22 protein-coding genes, 1 tRNA gene, 2 pseudogenes and 2 riboswitches are annotated in these 26,510 nt (G+C 35.1%); of the genes and pseudogenes, 9 read left to right on the top strand and 16 right to left on the bottom strand.

The genetic code is table 11. From position 1 onward, the window contains the following. The 6 genes and pseudogenes from HMPREF9456_RS15060 to HMPREF9456_RS15040 form a co-directional block, all read right to left on the bottom strand. Positions 1–1,503 carry a PepSY domain-containing protein gene (locus HMPREF9456_RS15060; protein WP_006844421.1) on the bottom strand — a complete coding sequence of 501 codons (1,503 nt, stop codon included), beginning with the start codon at positions 1,501–1,503 and terminating at the stop codon, positions 1–3. 2 nt (positions 1,504–1,505) lie between these two features. Beyond that, entirely contained in the window at positions 1,506–3,095 is a 1,590-nt protein-coding gene (locus HMPREF9456_RS15055) for a TonB-dependent receptor (protein WP_420864505.1), read from the bottom strand. Positions 3,096–3,404: 309 nt separating this feature from the next. After that, a pseudogene (locus tag HMPREF9456_RS17685) lies at positions 3,405–3,680 on the bottom strand (TonB-dependent receptor plug domain-containing protein); the annotation flags it as partial. A 219-nt stretch (positions 3,681–3,899) separates the two neighbouring features. Then, positions 3,900–4,835 (bottom strand): sirohydrochlorin cobaltochelatase, encoded by a 936-nt coding sequence (locus HMPREF9456_RS15050; RefSeq protein WP_006844419.1) that lies wholly within the window; start codon positions 4,833–4,835, stop codon positions 3,900–3,902. A 5-nt stretch (positions 4,836–4,840) separates the two neighbouring features. Then, on the bottom strand, positions 4,841–5,962 hold the full coding sequence (locus tag HMPREF9456_RS15045; protein WP_006844418.1) for an ABC transporter substrate-binding protein: 1,122 nt from the start codon (positions 5,960–5,962) through the stop codon (positions 4,841–4,843). Between the two features lie 8 nt (positions 5,963–5,970). Continuing rightward, a complete protein-coding gene (locus tag HMPREF9456_RS15040) occupies positions 5,971–8,166 on the bottom strand; it encodes a TonB-dependent receptor (RefSeq protein ID WP_026177122.1) in 2,196 nt (731 codons plus the stop codon). 49 nt (positions 8,167–8,215) lie between these two features. Further along, positions 8,216–8,411: riboswitch (cobalamin riboswitch) on the bottom strand. A 110-nt stretch (positions 8,412–8,521) separates the two neighbouring features. Here HMPREF9456_RS15040 and HMPREF9456_RS15035 point away from each other — a divergent pair. The 3 genes from HMPREF9456_RS15035 (at position 8,522) to HMPREF9456_RS15025 (ending at position 12,206) form a co-directional block, all read left to right on the top strand. Beyond that, positions 8,522–9,823 (top strand): cobyrinic acid a,c-diamide synthase CobB, encoded by a 1,302-nt coding sequence (locus tag HMPREF9456_RS15035; RefSeq protein WP_026177123.1) that lies wholly within the window; start codon positions 8,522–8,524, stop codon positions 9,821–9,823. 148 nt (positions 9,824–9,971) lie between these two features. Then, complete coding sequence (locus HMPREF9456_RS15030; protein WP_006844415.1) at positions 9,972–10,844, top strand: endonuclease/exonuclease/phosphatase family protein; 873 nt, start codon at positions 9,972–9,974, stop codon at positions 10,842–10,844. Positions 10,845–10,982: 138 nt separating this feature from the next. Continuing rightward, a complete protein-coding gene (locus HMPREF9456_RS15025) occupies positions 10,983–12,206 on the top strand; it encodes a GNAT family N-acetyltransferase (RefSeq protein ID WP_006844414.1) in 1,224 nt (407 codons plus the stop codon). 102 nt (positions 12,207–12,308) lie between these two features. On the opposite strand, the pseudogene HMPREF9456_RS15020 reads toward HMPREF9456_RS15025, so the two are convergent. The 3 genes and pseudogenes from HMPREF9456_RS15020 to HMPREF9456_RS15010 form a co-directional block, all read right to left on the bottom strand. Next, positions 12,309–12,881: pseudogene (locus HMPREF9456_RS15020) on the bottom strand (transposase); the annotation flags it as partial. Positions 12,882–13,494: 613 nt separating this feature from the next. Next, the gene (locus HMPREF9456_RS15015; RefSeq protein ID WP_006844412.1) at positions 13,495–14,577 is read right to left on the bottom strand and encodes a sirohydrochlorin cobaltochelatase; all 1,083 of its coding nucleotides are present in this window, start codon (positions 14,575–14,577) and stop codon (positions 13,495–13,497) included. 20 nt (positions 14,578–14,597) lie between these two features. Beyond that, the gene (locus tag HMPREF9456_RS15010) at positions 14,598–16,658 is read right to left on the bottom strand and encodes a TonB-dependent receptor plug domain-containing protein (protein WP_006844411.1); all 2,061 of its coding nucleotides are present in this window, start codon (positions 16,656–16,658) and stop codon (positions 14,598–14,600) included. 117 nt (positions 16,659–16,775) lie between these two features. Further along, positions 16,776–16,975, bottom strand: a riboswitch (cobalamin riboswitch). Between the two features lie 158 nt (positions 16,976–17,133). On the opposite strand from HMPREF9456_RS15010, the gene pdxR reads away from it, so the two are divergent. Then, positions 17,134–18,540, top strand: a complete 1,407-nt coding sequence (pdxR, locus tag HMPREF9456_RS15005) for a MocR-like pyridoxine biosynthesis transcription factor PdxR (protein ID WP_006844410.1) — start codon at positions 17,134–17,136, stop codon at positions 18,538–18,540. Positions 18,541–18,564: 24 nt separating this feature from the next. Here pdxR and HMPREF9456_RS15000 read toward each other — a convergent pair whose 3' ends face one another. Genes HMPREF9456_RS15000 through glyA form a run of 4 tightly spaced genes read right to left on the bottom strand, consistent with a single transcriptional unit; the run spans position 18,565 to position 21,919 of the window. Then, positions 18,565–19,233 carry a phosphatidylserine decarboxylase family protein gene (locus tag HMPREF9456_RS15000; RefSeq protein WP_006844409.1) on the bottom strand — a complete coding sequence of 223 codons (669 nt, stop codon included), beginning with the start codon at positions 19,231–19,233 and terminating at the stop codon, positions 18,565–18,567. 4 nt (positions 19,234–19,237) lie between these two features. Next, complete coding sequence (locus HMPREF9456_RS14995; protein WP_006844408.1) at positions 19,238–19,882, bottom strand: HAD family hydrolase; 645 nt, start codon at positions 19,880–19,882, stop codon at positions 19,238–19,240. A gap of 18 nt (positions 19,883–19,900) precedes the next feature. After that, complete coding sequence (locus HMPREF9456_RS14990; RefSeq protein WP_006844407.1) at positions 19,901–20,635, bottom strand: YggS family pyridoxal phosphate-dependent enzyme; 735 nt, start codon at positions 20,633–20,635, stop codon at positions 19,901–19,903. Between the two features lie 3 nt (positions 20,636–20,638). Next, on the bottom strand, positions 20,639–21,919 hold the full coding sequence (gene glyA / locus HMPREF9456_RS14985; RefSeq protein ID WP_006844406.1) for a serine hydroxymethyltransferase: 1,281 nt from the start codon (positions 21,917–21,919) through the stop codon (positions 20,639–20,641). Between the two features lie 255 nt (positions 21,920–22,174). On the opposite strand from glyA, the gene HMPREF9456_RS14980 reads away from it, so the two are divergent. The 5 genes from HMPREF9456_RS14980 to HMPREF9456_RS17280 all read left to right on the top strand — a co-directional run bounded on the left by HMPREF9456_RS14980 (position 22,175) and on the right by HMPREF9456_RS17280 (position 24,087). After that, a complete protein-coding gene (locus HMPREF9456_RS14980; RefSeq protein WP_006844405.1) occupies positions 22,175–22,405 on the top strand; it encodes a hypothetical protein in 231 nt (76 codons plus the stop codon). Between the two features lie 79 nt (positions 22,406–22,484). Next, positions 22,485–22,555: transfer RNA gene (locus HMPREF9456_RS14975), tRNA-Cys, on the top strand. Positions 22,556–22,572: 17 nt separating this feature from the next. Then, positions 22,573–23,445 (top strand): pyridoxal kinase, encoded by an 873-nt coding sequence (gene pdxY, locus HMPREF9456_RS14970; RefSeq protein ID WP_050797502.1) that lies wholly within the window; start codon positions 22,573–22,575, stop codon positions 23,443–23,445. Positions 23,446–23,471: 26 nt separating this feature from the next. Then, complete coding sequence (locus HMPREF9456_RS14965; RefSeq protein ID WP_006844403.1) at positions 23,472–23,888, top strand: NUDIX hydrolase; 417 nt, start codon at positions 23,472–23,474, stop codon at positions 23,886–23,888. A 31-nt stretch (positions 23,889–23,919) separates the two neighbouring features. Beyond that, entirely contained in the window at positions 23,920–24,087 is a 168-nt protein-coding gene (locus tag HMPREF9456_RS17280; protein WP_157182006.1) for a hypothetical protein, read from the top strand. Positions 24,088–24,103: 16 nt separating this feature from the next. Here HMPREF9456_RS17280 and HMPREF9456_RS14955 read toward each other — a convergent pair whose 3' ends face one another. From HMPREF9456_RS14955 to HMPREF9456_RS14945, 3 genes are read right to left on the bottom strand one after another with little or no spacing between them, the layout of a single operon-like run. Continuing rightward, positions 24,104–24,637 carry a GNAT family N-acetyltransferase gene (locus HMPREF9456_RS14955; RefSeq protein ID WP_006844401.1) on the bottom strand — a complete coding sequence of 178 codons (534 nt, stop codon included), beginning with the start codon at positions 24,635–24,637 and terminating at the stop codon, positions 24,104–24,106. Positions 24,638–24,658: 21 nt separating this feature from the next. Next, positions 24,659–25,417, bottom strand: a complete 759-nt coding sequence (locus HMPREF9456_RS14950; protein WP_006844400.1) for a LytR/AlgR family response regulator transcription factor — start codon at positions 25,415–25,417, stop codon at positions 24,659–24,661. A 1-nt stretch (position 25,418) separates the two neighbouring features. Beyond that, a complete protein-coding gene (locus tag HMPREF9456_RS14945; RefSeq protein WP_006844399.1) occupies positions 25,419–26,510 on the bottom strand; it encodes a sensor histidine kinase in 1,092 nt (363 codons plus the stop codon).

The following is a 26,510-nucleotide window of genomic DNA, read 5'->3' as shown; positions in this document are numbered from 1 at the left end:
TTAAAATGATTTATCATCTTTTCTTTTGAGACAAAGAGATTTCTTAAACTTCCTTACTTTTCTTATAATAAATTTTATTCCCAGCCATACACCCGTAATAGAAACGAATGTACCGCCTATCAATGTTATCCACATTGCGATATTCCATAGGATAGGATGCTTTGCAAAGAATCCCGTTTTGTAACTATGAAATGCCTGATAAGTCCATTTGTGAACCTTACTGTTGGTATTAAAATATCGAACATTCCCATTTTTATGATTAATATAATAAGTACTGTTGTCAGCATCAGCCACCTCTACTTTATATACAGGTAATGGGAGATGGTCTGTTAAGCCAACGTAATAGTTATCATATTCGTTCATTAATGATATTTTCATCGGCTCACTGTGCACCTGAGTCAGATTAGTCTTTATATCCGGTTCTTTGAGATTTAGAAGCTTAAGGCTATCTTCCGAAGCATCTATTGTTAACAGTTTCTTTCCTACGATAGCTTTGTATAATGGTTTTTGCCCGAAATACGCCCATTCTATACTCTTTATCTCTCCCGAATAAGCCTCTACAACTTTTTGAACATTCAGTTTGTAGTCCTGAAGAATAACAGGGTGGGGTAGAAGTATACTTTCCTCTATGGATGGATTGTGTACTTTTGCAATCCAATCGGGAACATCGTTTAAAGACATCATTCCACTAAAAGTAAACGTGAAAACAAATATCCCGAAAACAAAGCCCATGATATGATGCCATTTATATGCAAATTTTCGATACGGGCTTCCCCATTTCTTTTTTTTACGATACTGTATGATGTACGAACGTATACCTATAATGATACCTGCAATGCATACAATACAGCCTATGCCAGATAAACAGGTTATTACATCAGTCCAGAGTTTTGCATTTTGCCTTAATGAAGTAAAATATATCCAATGGGGAATTGCACCCAGCCATGACCAGAAACGATTATCTTTATTTGTAAATTGTAATGCGTCTCCTGTTTGCGAAGAGATATAAAGTTGATGTTTATCCTGATCTCCAAAATAGAACTTATAAATAGGAAAATCTTTCTTTAGATAGCTAAAAGGAATCCATTGTTCAAGTTTGCGAAGGGTATCTACTTTTACAATATCTGCATTACACCATTTTTTAGCATACTCTTCTATCTGACGAAAAGATGGTGTTATTTCTATTTTATTCGATACTGCTCCACTATCCGCAGATATTTGGGTAGTGCCTTCTTTTGACATGGTTTCAAAAAAAGGTTTTCCGGCATACGATCTTAGCGAGAGTTTGGTGAATGTTGTTCCTTCCGATAAGGATTTTACAGCTGAATCTGGAGATAGAATATTCGGGGGTAGGATATCCATGTGTGCATATCTATCGATATTAGATACACGAGGAAATGTATGATAAATCATCACAAATCCAGACAAGAACCAAACAACGAACAGAATACTGAGAATAGTCCCCAGTATTCTGTGTGTAGAATATAATATTCTTTTGAACATATTTATCTAAGGCTATATGCCAATGATAGCATAAAGTTGCGAGGCATACCCGGAACACGTTGTGTACCGTAGACAGCCTGATTACTATATTTCTTATCAAATACATTGTTTACATTTCCCGAAAGCCTTATACCATTTTTTAATGGATAAGAAATGCCCATATCTGTGAGCCAGTACGATGAGAAAGACATACTTTTAGCATAATTCGTATATACCTTATCCATAAAAGATATGCTTAGGTTGTATGACAAACCGCTGAAAACTCCTTTCGGAACAACAATATTTCCGTATGCATAAAATGTATTGTGAGGAACCAATGTTATATTCTGAGTATCTATCTTTACATACTTGTTGGGTTGTATATCAAGAGTTTTTGTATCTGTGTAAGAATATCCCAAATTGAAAGAAGAAAAATGAGTTGGTGTAATAGCCACTTCAATATCAAACCCTTTGGATTCTTCACTTCCTACCTGTCCAACGATTGACTTCATTACAGGATTTCCATTTGCATCAGAACCTACACTTAACCGTCCAAAGCTTCTTACAATATCATTCTTTCGAATGTAAAAAACACTGGCCGATGCCTGTAAAATGCTTTTATAAGTATATCGGGTACCTGCTTCAAACTGATAACCTTGTTCCGGATCGAAAATCCCTTTTCCGCTTTCAATATCTATTTCACTACCATTTTTGTTCAGATAAATTGTATTTGCAGCAGGGAATGTACGAGAAGGACGAAAATAAGACGCTGCCGATGTGTAAATAGAAAGCTCGGATATAGGTATAAATACGATTCCGGCACGGTATGTAAATGCAGAATTGGTCGCAATACTATATGGGGTTTGCTCTGATTTGTGATATTTACGTATGCCATCATAAGTATTTGCCCCGGTACGCATATATTTGTACATATCATATCTTGCGGCCAACAAAAATTTGAATTTTTCGTGGAACTCTATTAAATCCTGAAAATAGATTCCGTGTGTATAATCTTTTGTTATAATTGCTTTACTAAACTTTGATTTCATATATCCCATGCTCTGAGGGTTATTTACAGCTATAACAGAGTATATTCCAGGGCCATAGATATCATATTCGCTATTGAATTTATCGTTTTCCGGAGCATTATTGTAGCCTGTATATGAATTGCGAAACATTTGAGAAAAGGAATAACCTCCTATGAAATTGTGTTTGATATTCCCTGTATAAAAATCGCCGGATATCTCTAGTTGGTTTCCTAGAGTTTTAGCTATATGAGAAAAACGCAAAGGATATGTAAGCTGAACAGAGTCGAGGTTGATATACATCTTGTAAGTCCCCTTATCTATATAATGTTTGTATACAGGATCCATACTGTACAAATAGCTGAGTTCTTCTGTCCCCAGATAGTTTATGTCGTCGTATTTGTATGATAAATAATTTGTTAGTTTCATAGACTTACTTATTTTTTTCTCATACTTTCCTGATATATCCCATCCGTTGTTCTTAAGAAAATCAGATTCATTATTATATCTCTTCTTTTCATTTAACCCCGGAATTTCTTGCCCTGTCTTCAAGTAAAGAGTCCCATCTACTTTATATACATCGGCCATCATCACAGGAGGAAGTCCTGTTTCAGTACCATACCAATCGCGATGAAAACCTCCTCTTACATCAATTTTGCTTGTCGCATCAATTTCTGCACTAAGAGCTAAATATCCGGAAAATCGCTTGTTGCCTGTAGAACGCCATCCATCCTGATCTCCATAATTAAAATTTGCACGGTAATTCACCGGACCGGCAAGGTTACCTCCAAAATCCATATTTGCCTGCTTGTTGTTCCAACTGCCATACGACATTTTCATATTAACTACAGTTTGGGAAGTCGGTGATTTTCTTACAATATTCAATACTCCTCCCAATACAGAATGCCCATACAATACAGAAGCAGGTCCTTTCAAAAGTTCCATAGATTCTACATTGGTAAGATCTGAAAAGGGGTATGAATTTATCATAGTCCGCTCATCTCTTACACCGTCAATCATAATGGGTGTATAAGTCATACCTCGTACATAAAGCGTCTGAAAGGTTCCATAGCTGGTATTCATTCTTACACCGGGTAAAAATTTCACAGCATCTTCAATATTTGAGATTCCTCTTATTTCTAGATCTTTGTAAGAAACTGTACTTACTGACATTGGTAGATATTGTAAAGGAACATTCAGTTTTCCTATCTCTACTTTCTTTTTGGATGCAGCCAGTACCTCAACTTCCTTAATAGAATATACAGTATCGGTCATACTTTTGTTCTGAGCAAAAGTATTTACGGAAACCATTATGATAATAATTATATAAAATATACGTTTCATAAATATTAGTAAAAAATATTAGCTTTTAAGTGTTGTATAGATGAATCTTTAGTATTCAAGTATCATCTTTTCTCCCGTTTTTTCATACATGGATTTTTTCTCCATTATATCGATTTTACGATGAGTAGTTATAAATTGTAGATGAGATAAATATATTTCCCTGATTTTAGGGTTTTCACCTAACCCTTGAAGGTTTTCTGTTACAGATAGACCTTCTTTTTTAAGATTTTCGACCCAATCTCCGGCAATATCATTCTTTGCATGCTCTCCGGCTACAAACATAAATGGCATAAGAACAACCTTTTTTAAGTCCGAAGCCTTTAATTGTGCTAAAACATCATCATATTTGGGATAGCCTTCTACAGTTCCTACAAAGCAGTTTGTATATCCCTTAGCTTTAAGCATATAGTCGAGCATTGCATATTGGGCTGTAGTAGCATCATAAGTTCCATGTCCGACCCATATATAGGCCACATCTTTTTTGTTTTCTGCAGTTAAAACCTTTATAACATCCTCGTAATCGTGAGGAGAATAAAGCAATGGCGTACCTATACGTATATCCTTAAACAGTCGGCTCACTTCTTCTACATTTTTGTACAAAGATTCCATTTCCACCCCATCGATAACAGTGGAAGACTGTATTAATATATGTGTGTAGCCATCAGCATGAAGTTGTTTTAGGGCTTCTAGTGGATTCACTTTATAGATTCCACGTACGGAAAGCCTTTTGATAACAATACGTGAAGAGTACGCTTCTCTTACATCAATAGAAGGGAAAGCCTGTTTCACCTGATTATTGAAGGCTTCTATTGTCAGTTCGCGGGTGTCGTCATGAGTAGTACCAAAATGAACCATCAGAATAGCAGCTTTATCGTCTGCCTGCATACTTTTAAAAATATCTGAATGCTCATAACTACCTCCACTATGTGCAAATGTTGCAACAGTGGTAAATAGTAACATAATATATAGTAAAATCCTTTTCATAATATTTATTCATCTAATGATTTGAAGTAGCTTAATTTATTATTTGTGAATAAATTCGGATGAAATATTTTTGCCATATCTTTCAATATAGAATCAGGATGAATCGGCAAATCCTCAAAATAATGGACTTTGCCGGTATTACATCCCCATATCTGTTTTTTATTGAAAGCGCCAAACTGGGCATATATTTTATCTTCTTGTCTCAGCCTATTATATGTGAAATCTTCTTCCCTGTTGTACTTCAACAGCCAGATATCAGCCAATTCTGCTTTGTCGAGTACCATTTCGGCAGACAAGCGTGTAGATCCGGTTGAATTATCATCGTTCCAAACATACTCAGCTCCGGCATCACGTATCAGATTTGCCAGATAGCTTTTTCCTCCAGCAATCCGCCATGTTTTACCAAATTTCAGATCGTTGAATACTGTTGGTTTGTTGGAAGCATTCTTCACCCTATCTTTTATTTCTTTGTATCTGCGTTCTGTTTCTTGGAAAAGTGAGTCGGCTAACGCTTCTTTTCCATAAAACAATGCATGGTAGCGTATCCATTCGGCACGGCCGAGAGCAGTGTCTTCCATATAATCGGTAGTAGCAATAATAGGAATTCTTAACTTATCCAAATAGCCCATGCCGGTTTCCATCGCTGATACAATAAGTGCAGATGGCATCAGGTTGATTAATTGTTCAACATCCGGTTTGTGCATACTGCCCAAATCTATAATCTTTCCGGCTTTCAATCGTTTTTGTATATAAGGCAGATCTATATATTGGGCCTGACAGACTCCTGTTATCCGATGCTGCTCATCTATTTCTTGCAACATACTACATTGAATCGTAGAAAAAGCGATCACTGTTTGTAATGGTACTTTCACTACAGTTCCTTCTGGCAGCTTCTTCGGAATTTCTTTCTCACGATCAATTAATATATATCGATAGAGAGTACGCACTGTATCCCAAGGGTCACGTACGGTTACCAATTTGTAATCTTCATATTGTTCTACATTGAATCCACGGGCATGCCTCAGCTCATATTTTTCAATATTCCCATTCTCCTTATTCCCATTCGAAGAACAGGAATAAAGAGTTGAGCAGAATACAAACAGGTATAATAAATTTGAAGATTTCATAAACGATCTTACTTGCTAAACTTAATTTTTAGGCTGGCATAAAATGTACGTCCGGGAGATAAGGTCGCATAATTGCGGTTGAAAGGTTTATCATCTACAAAATCAAAGATATTTTCAATACCGAAGCCCGGTTCAAAGACAAGACCGTTTATACTCTTAAATGTATGACGAGTAGCAAAGTTCCACAATTGATAAGCACGTGCGTCATCACCATCATCATAATATCTGCGGCTTTGCAGGCGTCCGTTTAAATTAAAATTTGACTTGAATAATCCAAAGTCCTTAAACCAATTCAGGTTGACATTTCCAGTATGGCGGCTGATACGTTGAAGACGCTTACCTGTATCCAGGTCTTTGGCATTCACATAACTATATCCCCCTCCTAAGGTAAGGTTATAACCGAGATATGAGTTAAAAGTAAAATCTACACCTTGAATACGAGATCTTCCGATATTATGATACGATGATTTCTTATTATATCCTTCAGCTATTTCTTCAGGTGTTAATTCTATTTCATATGTATCGATTTTGTTCTTCAGATTGTTAATATAGCCTGTAACAGCCAATGAAAGGAAATCTTTTATATATTCAGCATTGACAGAATAATAATTTGAACTTTCAGGCTTCAGATCTTTATTTCCTACGCTTAAAGTAGTTTTCCCTTTGCTGGTAACTTCAGTTTTCATGAATAGCTGTTTTAAGTCAGGTGTTTTAAAACCTGTAGCGTATGATACTCTGAAATTGAAATCATTAAGAGTATACATCGCGCTGATTTTAGGTGTAACTCTGTTTTTGAAAGTTTCATTGTATATATATCTAACTCCGGGAACAATATTCAACTTTCCGAAAAGATTTATTTCATCCTGAGCATAAAAAGCCAATGTATAAACATTTCTGGAACCTCCGATGCTATCTGCCGGAGCATATAGGTTGTCTACCTTGTACTCTGACCCTACAGTTACTTTATTGAACTTTCCGGCGTTGAATGTACCTTTCAGATTTATATTATTGTATTTCTGCCTTCTCACAAATTCTTCATCCCCCGGCATAAATGTGACACCATTTTTGTCTTTGGTTTCTTTCAGGTAAGCTTTAAAATATTCAAAACGGTCGGTATTCCAGTCTAATGAAATCAAACCATTATTTTTTAATAAATATTTTGCACCAGCACCAAACGAATAGTCGACGTATTTCATATCGAACCCATAAGCACTTACTGGGCGTTTAAATTTTTTGTCGAAAAGACTTCCCTCTACATACATGCTCAATTCTTTTGTCGCTTTATAACCAAAACGCTGGCTGAAAACATCTGAATAGAAGCGTAACATGGCTTGTTTATCCGTATCTACTTCTTCATCGTTTATTATTTCCTTTTTATTTAGTTGCCATCCGTCAGCCTGATTTCGCTGAAAAGAAGTAGAGGAGGAGAAACCTCCTACATTCAAGTACAGGTTAGCATTTTGAGTAAATTGTCCATACTCTGAGAGGCGTGTCTCTGTAGAGAAGTTCACCAAATCTTTGGGCTTATTGGTTATAATATTAATAACTCCAGCTATTGCATCCGAACCATATAAAGAAGAGGCTGCACCTTTCAGAACTTCTATACGCTTGATATTTCCCATATCAATGCGGTTCAGATCGACGTTACCACCCACATCGCCCCCAAGCTTTTTTCCATCGACTAACACAAGTATATATCTATTACTTAATCCATTCAGCTGCATATACGAACCCATTGCATTAGGAGTGAATGACATAGAGGGATTTAAAGCAATCATGGCATTTTCGAAGGTAGGAATATTCGTGTTTTGGAGTTCCCTCTGAGAAATAACATCTATTGCAACGGGCGAGTTTTTAAGTTTGTTGATTGTGCCGGTACCTGTTACAACAACTTCATTTAGTTTTAGTGGAGAATGTTTCATCCGAATAAGGATGTTGTCATTAGATTTGTTTATAGTCTCACGAGCTCCATTATAGTCGATTGCACTAATCCTTAGAAGATTATTACCTTCCGGAATTTTTTCAAGACTAAATTCACCCTTCAAATCGGTGGATGTTCCAATAGTTGTGTACTCAATCCATACGCTGGCTCCAGCGATCGGCTTTTCATTTTCATCAATAACTCTTCCGCGCAAGCTCAATTGAGCGAACGAAATACTTGCAATACAGCATAGCAATGCTGTTAGCATAATTCTTAGTTTCATTAAAAAAGAAGTATAATGTTAGTTAATTATATTCCTGACCCCGGGAATATCTATTAATTCATGCTAGGCAGGTTTCCTGACTTGTTCCATTTTGAGAGGCCTTCCCATCATTGTGACAGTGGCAGTGGTGATACTCAAAATTTTATGGAATTCACAGTAGCGGGCACTGTTTCGGATTCTGACCGAATTCCCTTTTATGCAACAGACGAATATCTGAATACATCACCTAAGCGGCTTCAAAGGTAATTGAAAAAAAATAGGATTAAAAAGAATTCTTAAAAAATATATTTTCTTGGTAAAATTCATTTCATTGATGGCTTTTTATACTTTTGCTGAAAATAAAACCAGATTACTCATGAAAGAGATTTCCAGCTTTCTTATAGCTGCGCCAAGTTCGGGTTCCGGAAAAACAACGGTTACTTTGGGCTTATTAAGAGCATTAAAGAATAGAGGTCTTAAGGTGCAACCATTTAAGTGTGGACCTGATTATATAGATACCAAATATCACGATATGGCCTCAGGCAATAAATCTGTCAATCTGGATTTATTCTTATCATCAGAGAATCACGCCAGATATCTGTACTCAAAATACGCATCAGGAAGTGATACTTGCATTACTGAAGGAGTGATGGGGCTATTTGATGGATATGACAAAATGAAAGGGAGTAGTGCCGAAATTGCAGAATTATTGGATATCCCTGTTGTTATGGTTATAAATGCCAAATCTATGGCATATTCAGCAGCTCCGTTATTATATGGATTCAAAAAATTTTATGAAAAGATAAATGTCATAGGGGTAATTTTTAACTATGTTGGTTCCGAGAGCCATTATAAATTTCTCGCAGATGCTTGCCACGATGTCGGTATAGTCCCATTAGGCTACCTGCCTAAAAATGAAAACTTGAGTGTACCTTCACGTCATTTGGGATTAAGTATCGATCAAGATTTTCTTTTAGATGACTTTGCTAATATTGCCGCATCAATTGTAGAAAAGCATATTAATATTGGTCGATTATTATCATATACGCAAGTCAAGATAGAAAATTCAGAACCGCATCGAAATAAAAAACCTTCTTCTCGGAATCTGAAGATAACAGTTGCCAATGATGGAGCTTTTAATTTTACATATCATGAAAATATAGAATATTTAAGAAAAATAGGAGAGGTGACATTTTTTAGTCCTTTGACAGATAAATATTTACCAAAGTCAGATTTTGTTTATTTCCCGGGAGGATATCCAGAATTATATGCAAAGCAGCTAAGTGAAAATAAACTGCTACATAAGGATATTAGGGACTATGCAGAAAATGGAGGGCATATTCTTGCAGAATGTGGTGGAATGATGTACCTATCTTCATCTATTACAGACAAGGATGGAATAGAATATCCAATGGTAGACATTTTCAAGCAAAAGGCCTCAATGGAAAACATGAAACTAAAATTAGGATACCGCCAGTTTGAATATAATAATACACCTGTTAGAGGGCATGAATTTCATTATTCTCATATTGAAAATAACATGGAAAGTATAGCCCAGCAGTATAATGCGAAGGAAGTACCGGTAGATACAAAGCTATTACGCTACAAAAATGTAATTGCCGGATATACTCATATATATTGGGCAGAGATGGAAGATTTATTACATTTATTTAAGTGAAAAAGGTGTAGTTTGTATCAAGTGCACCAATTCTGATAATTTTTTATCCGTTCGATTGTATAAACCGTTATAGAAAGTTATAATCTGAGAATATATCATCAAGAAATTACATTTACTTATTACCTTTAATTCTCAAATTAATATTATAATGAAAAAATATCTTATCAGTGCAGTATTATTTATAGCTGCCCTTACTCTAAATGCGCAAAATTTTAATGTCGGAACGTATAATGTTAGAAATGACAATTCATCCGATGTGGGTAATATGTGGAAAGATCGCTTTCCGTATATTGCAAAGTTGATACAGTATCACGACTTTGATTTTTTTGGAACTCAAGAGGCTTTACCAAATCAATTGAAGGATATGAAAATTGCTCTACCCGGTTATGATTATTACGGGGAGGGAAGAGACGGCAACCGACAAGGAGAACATTCTGCAATATTTTATAAAATAGACAAATACAGATTATTAAGTAACGGAGACTTTTGGCTTTCAGCAACCCCCGATGTACCATCTAAAAGTTGGGATGCTCCTTGTTGCAATCGTATTTGTACATGGGTTGAATTACAGGATATCAAATCAGGTAAGAGTTTCTTCGTTTTCAGTGCTCATTATGATTATGAAAAAGATTATGCACGCAACGAAAGTAGTAAATTGATATTGACAAAAATTAAAGAAATAGCAGGGGATAATCCTGTGATATTTATGGGAGACCTAAATGGAGGTATGAATAGTTCTTGGGCTCAGCTCCTTAATAATTCGGGAGTATTAAGAGATACCTATTGTGATGTTGAACATCCGTATGCCAATAACTCTTCATACAATGCTTGGGGAAAGCCTCTTGAAGAATTAGATAATTTGGATAGAGCTATCATAAGCACCAACGAAATATTGGATCATATCTACTTCAGTAAGCATTTTAAAACAAAAAGATGGGGAATGTTAACTGATACTTATAATATCGGCAAATTTCCATCAGATCATTTTCCTATATTAGTAAATGCAGAATGGGCTAAGTAAGCTGAGTTTGAAGAAGAGTGATCGGGATATCTATTTCCTCCTGTTAGCTTACAGTATGGATAGAATATAAACATTTTTTTGTATATCCTGTTAAATAAGAAGACTTAACATCTTTGTATAAATAACATAAATCCAGTTATGGAAAGAAATAAAATAAGGGAGCGTTTAATCTTAAAACCTTTTGGATTAGAATATATAGACCAATTTAATGAACTATTGCGTTATGTATTTCAGGTAACTAATAGCGATATTCAGCAAAGTGGATATAAAGATGGCGAGATTGTAAAGTCTAAACGTCCTATACTCAAGAACGCAGATGTTATCGGATGGTTTAATGATGATCAGCTCGTGTCTCAATTATGTATCTATCCTTGTCAAGTAAATATTCATGGAAAAATATTTTCAATGGGAGGTTTGACAGGAGTAGGTACATATCCTGAATATGCAAACCTAGGACTGATGAATGATCTCATAAAATCAGGTCTACAAATAATGAAAAATAAAGGACAGTGGATCTCTTATCTGTATCCCTATTCTATCCCTTATTATCGACGTAAAGGGTGGGAGATAATGTCCGATCATTTGACTTTTACAATAAAAGATAGCCAGATCCCTAAAAACATTGCGGTAAAAGGCTTTGCTGAAAGATTGCCTGTCAACGATCCGGATGTAATCGCGGTCTATGATAAATTTGCACGGAGCAACCACGGATCTTTAATACGAGGTACACAAGAGTGGGAGGAATATTGGAGATGGGAAAATGAAGAGGAAAGAACAGCCGCTGTTTATTATGATAAAGATGATATTCCACAAGGATATATCTTATATTGGATAGAAGAAGATATATTTCATATCAAAGATATTATTTATTTAAATCAGGAAGCCAGAATAGGGCTATGGAATTTTGTCTATGCTCATTACTCAATGATAGAAAAAGTACAAGGAAACATATACAAGAATGATCCTCTTCACTTCTTTTTGGATGATGGGCAGATACAAGAGACTATTGAGCCTTATTATATGGCTAGAATAGTTGATGTGACTGAATTTCTTAATAATTTCCCGTTTAAGAATCTAGATGTATTCACTCCTTTCCATTTTATAGTTTCCGATTCGATTGCAGAATGGAATAGAGGAGTGTTTGGTTTAGTTAAAAATGCAGAAGGCAGGCTTGCTCATACGAGCGAAGCTGTAGGTAAGTCGGTATATCTTGATATTCAAACATTGACCACTATGCTTATGTCGTATCGTAGTCCTTCATATCTACATCGGATTGAACGAATTCAGGCAGATAATGATATAGTTGAGATACTAGAACAAATAATACCAGATAATCAACCCTATTTTTCCGATTATTTTTAATTACTTTTTCTATATTAATAAATTTATGAATCATTTAAAATTCTACAACTGTTCTCGAAGTGATTAACAACTCGGGGCAATCATAGTCAGAGAATTAAAACCATCGGTTTTACTGTAAGAGTTACGATCACCGAGTTTCTCTAATTGATCTTCATGCTTCTGTAAACGGGGAAGGGAATCTTCCTGTAGCTTTTGAACTTGCTTTTGTTCGATTTTGTCCATTTTATCGAAACACGAGTTTAGCTTGTTGACTTTTTTGCGAAGCAAGTCACTGTCAATAACCTTAGCGGTATCCCTTAACCCTTCTTCTTGCTTGTCCTGTTCAATATGAGTATCGACCATAGACAAAACCGAGCGTATCCTATCTTCATGTTTAGAGTTATACTTTTCCACACAGCCACAGCCACACCAAACAAAGGTATCTATTGGAGGCTGACTCAAACTTAGTGCCATCGATAAAGCTGACAGCAATAAAAGAACGATTTGGGTAAAAGCTCCATGATATACTCTTTCAAGCATTCACCGCGAAAACGGTTGGATGGTACGAAAGTCAGGACGGCTGTTACCTGAGAGCCACAAGAAGTAGATGTTCTCTTCTAAACCTTTAGCAATCTTACGCCAAGAGTAGATATTATTCAGGTAAGCATAAAACAAAACTTTGAACAGCATACTAGGTTCTCTTGTTATGAGAAAACTTTCTCTACCAGCATTAGAAACTATAAATGGCGACTGTAGAATAATAACAGCCAATTGGTGAGTTTGAAGAATTTAGTATTCCTAAGCTAAAAACTATAAATGGGACTCTTGATTTTTCGGGAGAATATTATACAAATAACAGGCTGCCTAATCTCGATTTTTCGCAACATTGAATAGCTTGAAAGCTGTAACGATTAAATCCAATAACGTATTAGTTGATTTCTCCGTCTTAAAAAAAATGCCTTAAGCTCTATATCAGAAAAAGGATGCATCGTTACTGATAATCCTTATAATCCGACTTATACGGATGCTAAAGCTGAGAAATAGATCAAACCATGGATATAGGTTTATATCTATTAAAATTTATTCTGATGAATGGAAAAGAAGGTCTCTCAAAATTGAGTTACCTTCTTTTTTGATTGATATTTATAATAATAGACTTAAATATCGAAGCGCCTAACATTAGACACCTAAAACAAAAAACCGATGAATTTTGATTCATCGGTTCATATGATATTCTAGTATAAATCCTGTCAACTTATATTAGGACGGGACACAATATTATGGATACTGTCAAAATATTCAATAATACTTATTCGCCTAAATGCTCATTCCATGATGTTGCATTTTTGACAGCATGTTTCATATGGTTAAGCCAAATTGTACGTATCGCACTATGATCGCCTAAACCAACAACATTGAAATGTTTCGGATCTGTGTTAGTTCCATCGACACTGATTGTAAATCCAAGTTTTTCTAATTTTAATTTCCAGCTAAACTCTGCTTCATGATCCGGCTCTTCAGGATTTATCTTATCCCAAGTCTGACCATCCTCCAGATCTCCTAATAAGTCATTTTGGGCATGATCCCCGGCAATTGACATCAGAGGAGCCAAGCTAACTGTAATCTTATTATAATTTTCTTTAGTTATACCTTTTCTAGTGGCAAAAGCTTCAATTTCAGTACGTATATGTGAAAACATTTTAGCTCCCCAATCTACTGTTCCTACAAAGATATTTTTCTCTCCACTCAAATTTTGCAATGCGGTTTCAAGTTGGGCATACCTCTCATTGGCATGCGTGTATTCAGTATCAGGATTACCATGCCCCATCAAAGCAACAATCTCTCCTGCATCTAATCGGTTTTTATAATATTTGTAAAGGATTTGAGCAACAGCATCTACATCTTCCTCTGTTTCGAGCAAGCAAGAACTCTTAGCTACTTTAACGTTAGGAAAAGAAATCATAAAGTTTTTCTTCACATCCGTGTTCATTAGGCTAAGATATTCTTCTCCTGGAATAATATGTAGTGATTGTATATATACATTTTTATAGCCAGATTTACCGATTGCACTTAACCATAGATCGGGTTGAGAATAAGCTTTGCCAATCTGTGCATACACACGAGAAATTATAGTACGCGATGTAAATGACATATAGATGTCTGTATTAGGAAAAGCTGCCTGATAATCTTTTATAATTTGATCATAAGTAGCTTGAGGCTGTTCGTAAGTACTACCGAAAGAGCAAAGTAGTAAGGCTGTTTCGTTCTTTTTATTGATTACAACAGCACTTCTATCGTCTTTCTCATCCTCGTTGTCGTTTGAACAAGCGCTGAAAAATCCTATAGAAAGGATCATGGAAAATGTTAGAAGATTCTTTAAGAATTTGTTCATAATTAATAGTTTTAAAATAGTTATTTGTTTTGATTTTGAAATTTTACGATAATAGAAGTGTAGAAATTCCGACCAGGGGACGTTGTCCCTCTATTATGTCCGAAAGGACTCCGATCGACATAATTGAATATGTTATCTACTCCGATATTGATATCTAATTTTATTTTTTTAGAATCAAGAAAAGAATGCGATGTATTGACTCTCCAAATCTGATAGCCCCTTGTATCTCCGTCTGTTGTATAATAGCGTTTTGATTGGTAACGTCCATTCAGACTAAGTCCTAATTTATATTTCTGCCACGGTTTAAGCCATGAAATACGAATGTTTGCATTATGTCGTGAAGTGCCGTTTATATATACATATTTCATATAATCGTTTACCATTTCATCATCCGTACGTTGCCCTTTAGCATCCAGATAACTATACCCTCCTCCTATTTTAATATTCATTGGTAATTCTGTATCAAAAATGAAATCTATGCCATAAGTCCGCCCTTTTGCCAGATTAACGTATTTCATGGTTTCCTCCACCAACTGTAGTTTGTCTTCATAAGAAGTCTCTATTGTCTGAAGAGAAATCATATTACGGATATTATTATGATAGGCGGTTATACTTGTCTTAAAACGTGGTAAATGATATTCGATATTTAATGCATAATAATCCGACTTTTGAGCTTTTAAATCGATATTTCCATAATAAGCTTTGTATTTACTCATTATGGTAGCATAATAATGATAATACAACTCCTTTATAGTAGGAGCTTTAAAGCCATTAGAATACGTCCCTCGTAAATTAAAGTTATGAAACTTGTACAAAGCCGAAATTTTAGGAGTAACTGTTTGACCAAATTCTCGGTGTTGCCCGAATCGAATTCCTGCTGTTATATTAAATCGATCCGTCACATTCCATTCATCCTGAGCATAAGCGGACACAGAGTAAGCTGTAGCTTTATCTCCTTCAAGGCGATAGGGCGATACTAGCTGATCCCAAATATATTCGATTCCTGTGTTTAATGTATTTTGCTCATCTAGGTAAAATACACCTTTCAGATTACTCAATACACGCCGTTGAGATGTTTGAAGGATGCGATCTCCTGCATAGTAAACAATACGGTCTCCGTTCTCATCAAAATAGTCTGTATATTCACGACTTGTATAGTCATAAAAATAATCGTATTTGTCAAATGATAAATCAAATATAAGATAATCTTTATTTTGCATATTGTATTTACCTCCTGTGCTATAGGACTGATTTCTATAACAAAAGTCATACAACCGCCACTGAGGAATACCAGTAGGACGATAAGTCCATTTTTTATAAAAAGAAGCACTCGTATTTAATGTGAGTTTTTCAGATACTTGATACGATAAATTTTGTGAAATAGTATAATCCGTAGAGCGATTTACTGTTTTTGTAACACTGTTTTCATAGAGTTTCCCTCTATACCATTCTTGTGTTGTATTCTGCCAACCATCAGTATGGCTCAAAGAAAATGAAGTACTCGAACTCCACCTTTTATGCTTTAATGCAAAAATATTACTTTGGTCTATATCTCCATATTTGCCTATGCGGGAAGTATTAGAAATACTGAGTTTATCTTTGTTCTTTTTAGTTATAAAATTAATAACACCACCGATTGCATCTGAACCATATAATGAAGAAACTGCTCCTTTTACAATCTCGATCCTCTCAATATTGTTCATATTGATACGGCTTAAATCGTTTTGCCCGCCAATGTCTCCATTTAGCCTTTTTCCGTCTATAAGAATAAGTATGTAATCATTCTTCAGACCATTGAGTTGAATATTACTCCCCATGTCACTCCGGTTAAAAGTAATGGAAGAAGACAAGCCTCCCAATACATCCTCAATATCACGCCCCGCATATTCCTTTAACGTTCTTCCTGAAATCACTTCAGTTTGTACAGGTGCATCTTTAATGTAATGTTCAGTACCAGTACCGGTAACAACAACTTCTTTTAGAGAAACAGATTTTACAACATGCCGAGTCGTATCGGCAATTTGTGCAATTAGCAATTGACAGCAAAGAAATACTGCTGCCAATAATAAATAATACCTCATATCTTATTTTATAATTCTTTAAAAATTAATAAAATAAAACATCGAGTTTCCTGAAAATTAATAAAATAGCAATGTATACATAAAGTATCCACAACCACTCCTATCCCTGGAAGCTTGGTGTTTATTTGTCTTTTGGCAGGTCTTCTGGCTCTCCTCCGGTTAAAAGCCTTCCCATTCTAGGATAAAGAACAGTGGCATAGAATATTTAACCGATATAACACGAGGAATTACAGCTGCAGGTACAGCCCCGGATTTTCACCGAGTTCCCTTTCATCAGGATATGAAATATACTGATTACCAAATCTGGCACAAATGTAAATAAATGTTTTTAAATGAAAAAAGAAAACAACGTTTGTATTTTATTCTTGGTTTAGAAATTTTAATTCTTTCACTTTTATATAATTTCCGCTTAAAATATAAATTGATTGGACTATATTTACCCTTCGAATTAAAAACATATTGATAGTCCAAGAATATGAACTTAAAACTATTACATGCCAAGTTAAACAGATCTGGCGATAAGGCCATCTATATACAGATAGCTGATTTGATAATAGAATCGATTAAGAGTGGCGTACTGAAGGCTGGAGAAACAATGCCTAGTACGCGGCATATGGCTACTGAATTATCAGTTAATCGCAATACAGTTGTTCTGGCATTTGATATCCTTATTAATGAGGGTTGGATTATCTCAGAGGAAAGAAAGAAAACTTATGTATCAAATAAAATACAGATATCTCAAGTTTCAAAAAAGAAAAAATCTCAAATTCAACCAAGTGAGATATTCAGAAATGATTTAATATTTTTCGATGACGGACTTCCGGATGCAGTGTATACTCCGATGAAAGAATTGGCGAGAGCATATCGGCGTATCTTTAGCCGCAAAGCCCATTGGCAAATTATGAATATTGCCAGCGAGTTTGGTGATGATAAATTTCGTGAAACAATATCCAGCATGCTTAATCAAAACAGAGGTATGCAAACATCGGTTGCAGATGTGTGCATTACACGTGGAAGCCAAATGGCATTGTTTCTTACAGCTCATTGTTTACTCGAAAAAGGAGATGTTGTGTTAGTTGAAAATCCGGGATACAGGCCTGCCTGGAATACCTTTGAACATGTAGGCGCAAGATTAATACCCGTGAATGTAGATGACGATGGGATCAATGTAGACCAGATTGAAGATATAGTAAAAAAGAAACGAGTAAAAGCCGTTTTTCTTACACCACATCATCAATATCCGACTACTGTCACACTAAGTCTAGCAAGAAGATTTCAACTTATCGAGCTATCTAACAGATATGGATTTACCATCATTGAAGATGACTATGACAATGAATATCATTTCAATCAACGTCCTATTATGCCGATTTCTTCATTTGAGAGTATTCGTAATTATGTATATATCGGAACACTAAGTAAATTAATTGCGCCCGCTGTAAGGGTGGGCTATATTGTGAGTAATCCGAATTTTATACTTCAAATAGGGCGATTGCGTAAAATGGTAGATCTTCAAGGCGATGCAATCATGGAGCAGTCTATCCTGGATTTGATTATTTCCGGTGATATTCGAAGACATCAAAAACGTATGTTAACTCATTACCAAGCTAAACGAGATTTATTTGCCGAATTACTAGACCAGCACCTAAAGGATAAAGTCTTATATCAGAAACCTGATGGAGGACTTGCTTTTTGGCTGAAACCGATCAACAATACCGACTTATTCCAATTAAAGGAAAAAGTGAATTCCGAACTGATCAGCTTTTATACTCCTGATAGATTTAGCTATGATAGAGCGATATCTGGAATAAGAATCGGGTATGCATCTCTTTCTGAAGCAAATCTTGAAAAAGGTGTGCGTATCCTTAGTAAATACCTCTAGTCGATAAATCCTGTTTATTAACTATTATCTTTTTTTATTTATTGCGATTAAAGTTCTACAGCCGATAACCTTTTGCCCCATCTCAACTTTTATTTCTGTTCCAAGAGGTAAATACATATCTACTCTTGAACCTAGTTTTATAAAACCAAAATGATAGTTTAGTTTTCCAATATCGCCTATTTCCGGATAAGTAACGATTCGTCTGGCCATAGCTCCTGCAATTTGTCGGACTAATATTTGTTGACCATCTTCCCGTTCTAAAACGATTGTAGATCGCTCATTTTCTGTACTTGACTTAGGCAAATAAGCCGCTTTAAATCGCCCTTTATGATGTTGCTTATATATAACATGTACATTGTCTACAGGGTACCAATTTGCATGTACATTAAACACAGACATAAAAACTGAGACCAATAATCTTTCATCTTTAAAGAACTCGGGTTCATATACTTCTTCGATAGAAACAATCTTACCATCAGCAGGTGAAACAATAGAATTTTCAATGTCACCATCGAAGACACGTTTGGGGCTTCTGTAAAAATTTAGAGTGAAACACCATATAATAATCGATATTACAATCAATATACTAACAGCAAATGCATCATTGATGAAATAAATTCCGGCAGTATTTATCAGAACCAGAACTAAAGTCACATTTATTAGAGATATACGACCCGCTTGATGAATATTCATAGTTTTATATATTTGATATAATTGTCTTTAACCAATTCACTGTAATCTGCCGAAAGTCCGAAATTACTGTTATGCATTTGTCCATCAATATTTCTTCTGTATGAGTCGTAGCCAGTCCAGTTACAGACATTCCGGCAGCATTCCCAGCCGTAATGCCAGCTAAAGAATCTTCAAACACAATACAATTTTTAGTTTCAGAAGATAACCTTTTTGCTCCTAACAAAAAACAATCCGGAGCGGGTTTTCCATTTTGTATATCTTTTGCGGATATTATTACATCGAAGAGTGTATCAAACTGCTTCTGTTGGCAAACACGACCTAGCTTTAACTCCGTAGCACTTGTAACTAAGCCCACCCTGATATTATGGAGCTTGAGTTCTTTTACAAAATCAATAGCACCAGGAATATCAGGGAATAGGACTGATTCTTCAAAGAGCCTAAAATCCCGAAGAATTTGTTCTACCTCTTTACCTGATAATGTATTAAAGTAATAACTGAAAATATGAGGAATAGTCATTCCTTTTATTTTAGTCTCAAAGTCTTCAACTTCGATATTATATTGCTTTGCAATTTCATTCCAAAAAATGGTATATTGTGGTTCTGTGTCGATCAGGACACCATCCATATCAAATAATGCGCATATATTCATTCGTGTGTGTTTTTATTTTTAATTAGGCCTTTTCAACTCATTCCAATAGTAACTATCCGGATAAATTCGCTCTCCGAAAATGGCAGTACCAACACGAATAATAGTTGCACCTTCTTCAATGGCAACTTCTAAATCTCCGCTCATGCCCATGGATAGTTGAGTCATATCGACATTCGATATATTCTCTTCAATAACTTGTCGTTGAATATCTTTTAGCAGCCTGAAGCATCTTCTCACCTTTTCTTCTTCAGCGCTGAACAAACCAATTGTCATCAAACCTTTGATTTTTAAAGTGTCATATTTCGCTATCTTTTTTATAAATGGAATAACATTTATTGGATCTAAGCCGAATTTACTCTCCTCATAAGATGAGTTTACCTGAACCAATATATCTATGCTTTTGCCCTCAAACAGTAGACGTTGATCTAACTTTTGTACTACATCAAGTCTATCTATAGACTCTATACAAGTCACATATCTTAAGACTTCTTTAATTTTATTCGTCTGTAAATGACCGATATAATGTTTTTCACAATTATATTGAGTCAGTTTCTCTTCTTTTTCTTTTAATTCTTGTACTTTATTTTCACCTATTAATGTTTCTCCACAGTCTAATGCAAATCGAATTCTCTCAGCTGGAACCGTTTTTGTTGCTAACAATAATCTTACATCATTAACATCACGGTTTGTTCTATCACAAGCTACTTTTATTCTTTGATGAATTACAAAAAGATTATTTTTCACTGTATCCATAATCTAACAATTTGAATAAATGGGAAATTCTGATATAAATTCTCGAACTCTTTCTCTTAATTTATTCAGTGTTATTGTGCACGTTTTATTTGTCAAAACAGAATCTATAAGATTTGCAACGTCATCCATGTTTTGCTCTTTTAGTCCTCGTGAGGTAAGGGCTGCTGTTCCAAATCTAATTCCCGAAGTTATAAAAGGTGACTTTTCATCATAAGGTATCATGTTCTTATTGGCTGTAATACCAACAGAATCTAAAAGCTCTTGTGCAGACCTGCCATCAATGGATTTATTAGATAAATCTATTAGCATTAAATGATTGTCTGTTCCGTCCGAAATAATTTTGTAACCCTTATCCATCAATGAACTTGCAAGCTTTTTTGAATTCTTTACAACCTGAGTGGCATAGCTATAGTAATCTTCACTTAGTGCTTCTTTAAAAGCAATAGCTTTTGCAGCTATAATATGCTCTAGCGGACCGCCTTGAGTTCCAGGGAAGATAGCTGAGTCTAACGATGAGGACATCATCTTGTAGTTACCCTTACTCTCTTTTTTTCCAAGAGTATTTTCAAAATCTTTTCCGAGCATAATCATACCACCTCTAGGACCTCTTAGTGTTTTATGGGTAGTGGTAGTTATTATATGACAATGAGGTAGTGGATTGTTTAACAAACCTTTTGCTATTAGTCCTGCCGGATGAGCAATATCAACTAACACTATTGCACCAATTTTATCGGCTATTTGCCTGATTCGTTTGTAGTCCCAATCTCTTGAATACGCTGATGCACCCGCTATTATCATTTTTGGTTTTATAGCCAAAGCTTTTTGCTCCAGTTCCTGATAGTCTATAAGTCCAGTTTCTCTTTTCACGCCATAGAAATGGGCTTCATACATTTTGCCTGAGAAGTTTACCGGCGAGCCATGAGTTAAATGACCGCCATGATTTAAACTAAAGCCCAATATCTTATCTTTTGGTTTTAATAGAGCATGAAAAACTGCAATATTAGCTTGCGAACCTGAATGCGGTTGGACATTTACCCATTCTGCACCAAATAGTTTTTTTGCGCGCTCTATAGCGAGTGTCTCTATCCCATCAATGTATTGACATCCTCCATAATATCTTTTGTAAGGTAACCCTTCTGCATACTTGTTGGTTAGTACCGATCCCGCAGCTCTCATTACAGACTTACTCACAATATTCTCTGATGCTATAAGTTCTATTGATGTCTGTTGTCTTTCTAATTCTTGTTCAATAAGATTAAATACTTCGTAGTCTGAATTTATCATAATCAAATATTTTTTAGCCGATATTAAAACTTTTCAAAGAGCAAAAGTATAGTGTATTTGAACTAGATACATGGTCCAGTATTTAGATTAAATAGTAGTCCAATAAGAAGCACATGTATACCAACTGGACTATCTATTTATATTAAAACTGTATCACTATAACAATCCAGATATATAATACTTTTGTATTGCTAGAGCTAAGAAATGCTTTCTATGATAACGGAAAGTAATTATTTTATTAAAAACTAAGCAAATATGAAAAAGGCAATTTTTTATCACGCAGGTTGTCCTGTTTGTATAAGTGCAGAAGAGGATATTTTAAATCTTATCCCCAAGGATCAGGTTGAAGTGATCCATCTAGGTACAGATAAAACAAAAGTAAAAGTAGCTGAGAATACAGGTGTAAAATCCGTTCCGGCTTTGGTTTTAACGAATGGAAATGTTTTACATATCAACTTTGGAGCGTCAATAGATGATTTAAAGTAGTCATAATCAGAAGTCCGGAAGCTTTTTCTTTCGGACTTATAGATTATTTAGTTAAAGAAAATGAGTAAAAAAATAAAAAGGTCGGGTGGCCGAGTGGTTAGGCAAAGGTACGCAATACCTTTTAGATAGGTTCGAATCCTCTTCCGACCTCAATACCCTTAAAGAAAATGATTGGCGACAAGGTAATAATAATACACAGCATGGTTTCTATAGGATATGTAGGTAATAATACGATATCATCAGTTTTACAAATGGGTTGTAATGATATCGTAATTGTGCCAACTGTATTATACTCAAATCATCTAGGTCATTCTACTGTAGGAGGATTTAAAATTTCAGAAGATTTGTTAACTGCAGTTTTGAATGGTATTTTAGAGTTAGGTATAATAAAAGAAATCACAACTATTATCACCGGTTTTATCGGTTCTGCTGAACAAGTCAAAATAATAGCTAATTTTGTAAGAACAATAAAAATACTGAAACCTGAAATACGCTATTTATGTGATCCTGTTATGGGTGATATCGATAAAGGACAGTATGTTGAACCTGATGTTCCGAATGCCTTAGTCAAATATCTAGTACCTTTAGCAGATTTTCTAACTCCGAATCAATATGAAATAGAAACTATTATAGGCAAACAAATTAATACCGCTGAAGATGTTCCCCGATTATTGAAAGGGCAATTCAATTTGAATAAGCAAAAGATTGTAATTACAAGTATTAGCTTCAAAAATTTAGATATGAATCTAATATACAACTGCATTCTGGAAGAAAAAGGTTGCGAAATAGTTAAAGTTCAAAAGATTGATTTACATCCACCGGGAACCGGAGATATGTTTACCGCTTACTTATGTCTTTTAATGCAGAGAGGGATGAAACTTAGCGATGCTATAAAATTATCCGGAAATATAATATCTAAAGTTCTTATTAATATGTTAAAAGGAAAACGAATAGAATTTGAACTACAAGATATACTTTACTCTATAAATATACTGCAGACGATGAATTATAATTCTAGCACCGAGATAAAAACCATTTAACATTAGATAAAAAGAATGAGAGACATATGTGCAAAATAAAATTTATTCATACTGTAGGTTTCGTCGTTATAAAAAACTACAAGCTGCTCTTAGCATATAGTAATAATAAGAAAGCATGGTATTTACCCGGAGGAAAGATTGAAGCAGGTGAGTCACCCCAACAATCTTTATTGAGAGAGGTATGGGAAGAACTTACACTTAAAGTAGATGTTGAGTTGCTAAAATACTATTGCCATATTACTGCGCCGGCATATGGAGAAAATGCAAATCTGATAATGAAGCAAGATTGTTATTTATACGAATTGTACGAAAATATATCACCTAACAATGAAATAGGGGCTATCAAGTTTTTTGATAGTTATAGCTATGAACAGGAACCGGCACAAGTTATAGGCGTACTTCAAATATTAAAAAAGCTAAAGGCTGATCGATTAGTAATCTAATAAGAAGGATGAATCAGCTAATTTTATGCGTATGAAAGAAGATCACATGAAGAACGGTCAACTAAAACCCGCTTACAATGTACAGATAGCTACAAAAGAAGAGTTTGTGATCAACGTAGGTATTTACCAACGAGCCCGACATACAGCCGACTTTGTGCACAAATGTCTATTTTTGTTATTAAAAAAAATATCTTTTTAACCTTAGAACGATATATTTATGTCAGCTCCCATTCTTTCTTTAGAATAGCGTATTGAAGCGTATCCTCATATTTTGATGTTCCGTCTTCATTCTGAGTAAAAGAAATAAACTCCATAAAGCATCCTTCTTTACGCATACCAAGACGTTCACATAGTTTTTGAGAACGAAAATTATCATCTTCCACATACGCATAAATTCGCCTTGCATTTTTCTCATGAAAAAGGAATGCGAAATATCTTTTTGCCGCCTCGCTTGCATAACCTTTCCCTTCGTATCTGGCGTTAAACTGCCAACCAACACTGTACGTGTCTGGTTCTTCTTTTAGCGCAAAAAGGTTTCCGATGATTTTATCCTCTTCTTTCAGACAAACGGCAAGTTGTAATTCGTCCTTCTCTCTTTCTTTCACATTGGCTATAGCTTCCTCGATTGTATCCATTTTTTCATCAAGGAAACAATTTACACGCGGATGATAAAGATATTCCAATAAGTCAGATGCATCACTTTGTTGAAAATTTCTTATAATCAATCGTTCCGTCTCAATTCGTATCATAATCTATCAAATTGTTTTGAGCTATCTGTCCAACCATTTTTTCAGCAGAGGCGCTTTTTCTCTACTGACAATAATCTCTACCGACTGATCTTGCTTTAAGGAAATTTTTAACTTCCCATTCATATCATTCTGTATTCTGTTTACACTATCGATATGAATAATAAATTGCCGATTTGCCCTGAAAAATACGTCAGGATCTAATTCGTCTTCCAATTCGTCCATCGTTTGTCCCAGCATTTCACTATTTCTTTCACAGGTAACCAGGTAGGTTATTTTCTGTTCGGTAAATATGTAGGCTATTTCGCTAACAGATATGATTTTATATCCGTTGTATCCGGGTAATAGAAACCTTTTGCGAAAAATTGGACCTTTTTCTCTGAAAAGATTTAATAACTGTTCCTGTTCCAATGCGGGAGCGATCTTTTCCTTTTCCATATCTGCTTTCTTCAGGGCAGCCTCCAACTCTTCCTTTTCAATAGGTTTGAGCAAATAGTCGATACTGTTTACCTTAAATGCTCTGACTGCATATTCATCATAGCTGGTAGTGAAGATTACCGGGCTTGCAACGTCTGCTTTTTCGAATATATCGAAACTTAAGCCGTCTGATAAGCGTATATCCATGAGAATGACATCGGGAGTAGCTTTTTTTTTCAGCCAGTCTATACTTTCCTTTACAGTTCCTAAGACTCCTACCACTTCAAATTCCGGCGAAATATCCGCCAGCAAGCGTTGCAATCTGGAGGCATTATGCTTTTCATCTTCTATTATTAGTATTTTCATATCATCTATTATTGAGTAGAGGTAAAGTAACACAAAAGCAAGTGGAAGTTTCTTTTATTGTGGGTAAAGAAGTTTCTGATAAGAGACGATATCGATCAATTATATTTTTAATTCCGAGCCCTGTTGATGGGAAGAGATTGGAGATCCGTTGGAGATTATTAGACACCTTTACAGTTTCTTTATTTTCAAGAGTAATAGTTATAGTCAGTGGTTGTTTTTGAGTAGCGATATTATGCTTAATAGCATTTTCAACCAGCAATTGTATTGAAATAGGCGGAATGTATAAATCTAATGCTTCGTCATTTAAATCAAAGATAACCTTTACATTCTCACCGTGGCGTATTTCAATCAGATAACAATATGCCTTTACAAAACTTATTTCTTCTTTCAGAGATACCATATCTTTCTTTAAGTTCTGTATCATATATCTATACACTCTGGAAAGGTTTTCTAGAAATCGGATCGCCGTTTCCCGGTCTTCATTAATAAGTTCAGAAAGGGTACTGAAATTATTGAACATAAAGTGTGGATCAAGCTGCATTTTCAACGATTGCAATTCAGCTTGCAGAGCAATCTCTTTCAGCTCCATAGTTTTCAACTGTAGTTCGTTTGCTTCAGATATCGACGTTTTCCATCTTTTTAATAAAAAATAACCGGTATGTACAGCACTAACAAATAATGAAACAATGATGATAACAAAAAAGAATTGCCAAGTCTCCAGAAATTCTTGTTGAGTCAGATGCACATCTTCTGATGTACATTTAAATATCTCAACCTGAATAAAAAGAAGAAGTAGTGTTGAAGCAATAATAAATAAACTCTGTAGTCCAAAACGCAGTATTGGATGATTAGTCCATGTCAGGAAACGATTTAATATCTTTGCTATCCATATACTTACCTCTATAATCAGCCAGCTAAATAGAAACGTAAGCAAAATATCAAATATTAATTCATATGTATTATAAGCTTGCAATTCTATCCAATAAGAGCTGTATGGATTCAGCAGAAAATTCATGGCATAAATAGTAAACAAGACAAATGCACTAAGTCCTATCCGTAACCACCAATTGAATTTTTCTTTTTTTGTATTCAT

Origin of the sequence: Dysgonomonas mossii DSM 22836 (genome assembly GCF_000213575.1) — a bacterium.
GTDB lineage: Bacteria > Bacteroidota > Bacteroidia > Bacteroidales > Dysgonomonadaceae > Dysgonomonas > Dysgonomonas mossii.
The sequence above is the reverse complement of the archived record's forward strand: the minus strand, read 5'-3'. Positions and strand labels throughout refer to the sequence as shown.

Excerpts from the sequence above, each read along its gene's own strand:
- pdxY (WP_050797502.1), top strand. The coding sequence starts at position 22,573 with ATGATTGGCGACAAGGTAATAATAATACACAGCATGGTTTCTATAGGA.
- HMPREF9456_RS14955 (WP_006844401.1), bottom strand. The coding sequence starts at position 24,637 with ATGATACGAATTGAGACGGAACGATTGATTATAAGAAATTTTCAACAA.
- HMPREF9456_RS14945 (WP_006844399.1), bottom strand. The coding sequence starts at position 26,510 with ATGAATACAAAAAAAGAAAAATTCAATTGGTGGTTACGGATAGGACTT.
- HMPREF9456_RS15040 (WP_026177122.1), bottom strand. The coding sequence starts at position 8,166 with ATGAAACTAAGAATTATGCTAACAGCATTGCTATGCTGTATTGCAAGT.
- HMPREF9456_RS15060 (WP_006844421.1), bottom strand. The coding sequence starts at position 1,503 with ATGTTCAAAAGAATATTATATTCTACACACAGAATACTGGGGACTATT.
- HMPREF9456_RS14950 (WP_006844400.1), bottom strand. The coding sequence starts at position 25,417 with ATGAAAATACTAATAATAGAAGATGAAAAGCATAATGCCTCCAGATTG.
- pdxR (WP_006844410.1), top strand. The coding sequence starts at position 17,134 with ATGAACTTAAAACTATTACATGCCAAGTTAAACAGATCTGGCGATAAG.
- glyA (WP_006844406.1), bottom strand. The coding sequence starts at position 21,919 with ATGATAAATTCAGACTACGAAGTATTTAATCTTATTGAACAAGAATTA.
- HMPREF9456_RS17280 (WP_157182006.1), top strand. The coding sequence starts at position 23,920 with ATGAAAGAAGATCACATGAAGAACGGTCAACTAAAACCCGCTTACAAT.
- HMPREF9456_RS15025 (WP_006844414.1), top strand. The coding sequence starts at position 10,983 with ATGGAAAGAAATAAAATAAGGGAGCGTTTAATCTTAAAACCTTTTGGA.
- HMPREF9456_RS14990 (WP_006844407.1), bottom strand. The coding sequence starts at position 20,635 with ATGGATACAGTGAAAAATAATCTTTTTGTAATTCATCAAAGAATAAAA.
- HMPREF9456_RS15030 (WP_006844415.1), top strand. The coding sequence starts at position 9,972 with ATGAAAAAATATCTTATCAGTGCAGTATTATTTATAGCTGCCCTTACT.
- HMPREF9456_RS14980 (WP_006844405.1), top strand. The coding sequence starts at position 22,175 with ATGAAAAAGGCAATTTTTTATCACGCAGGTTGTCCTGTTTGTATAAGT.
- HMPREF9456_RS15000 (WP_006844409.1), bottom strand. The coding sequence starts at position 19,233 with ATGAATATTCATCAAGCGGGTCGTATATCTCTAATAAATGTGACTTTA.
- HMPREF9456_RS15045 (WP_006844418.1), bottom strand. The coding sequence starts at position 5,962 with ATGAAATCTTCAAATTTATTATACCTGTTTGTATTCTGCTCAACTCTT.
- HMPREF9456_RS14965 (WP_006844403.1), top strand. The coding sequence starts at position 23,472 with ATGTGCAAAATAAAATTTATTCATACTGTAGGTTTCGTCGTTATAAAA.
- HMPREF9456_RS15015 (WP_006844412.1), bottom strand. The coding sequence starts at position 14,577 with ATGAACAAATTCTTAAAGAATCTTCTAACATTTTCCATGATCCTTTCT.
- HMPREF9456_RS15010 (WP_006844411.1), bottom strand. The coding sequence starts at position 16,658 with ATGAGGTATTATTTATTATTGGCAGCAGTATTTCTTTGCTGTCAATTG.
- HMPREF9456_RS14995 (WP_006844408.1), bottom strand. The coding sequence starts at position 19,882 with ATGAATATATGCGCATTATTTGATATGGATGGTGTCCTGATCGACACA.
- HMPREF9456_RS15050 (WP_006844419.1), bottom strand. The coding sequence starts at position 4,835 with ATGAAAAGGATTTTACTATATATTATGTTACTATTTACCACTGTTGCA.
- HMPREF9456_RS15055 (WP_420864505.1), bottom strand. The coding sequence starts at position 3,095 with ATGGCCGATGTATATAAAGTAGATGGGACTCTTTACTTGAAGACAGGG.
- HMPREF9456_RS15035 (WP_026177123.1), top strand. The coding sequence starts at position 8,522 with ATGAAAGAGATTTCCAGCTTTCTTATAGCTGCGCCAAGTTCGGGTTCC.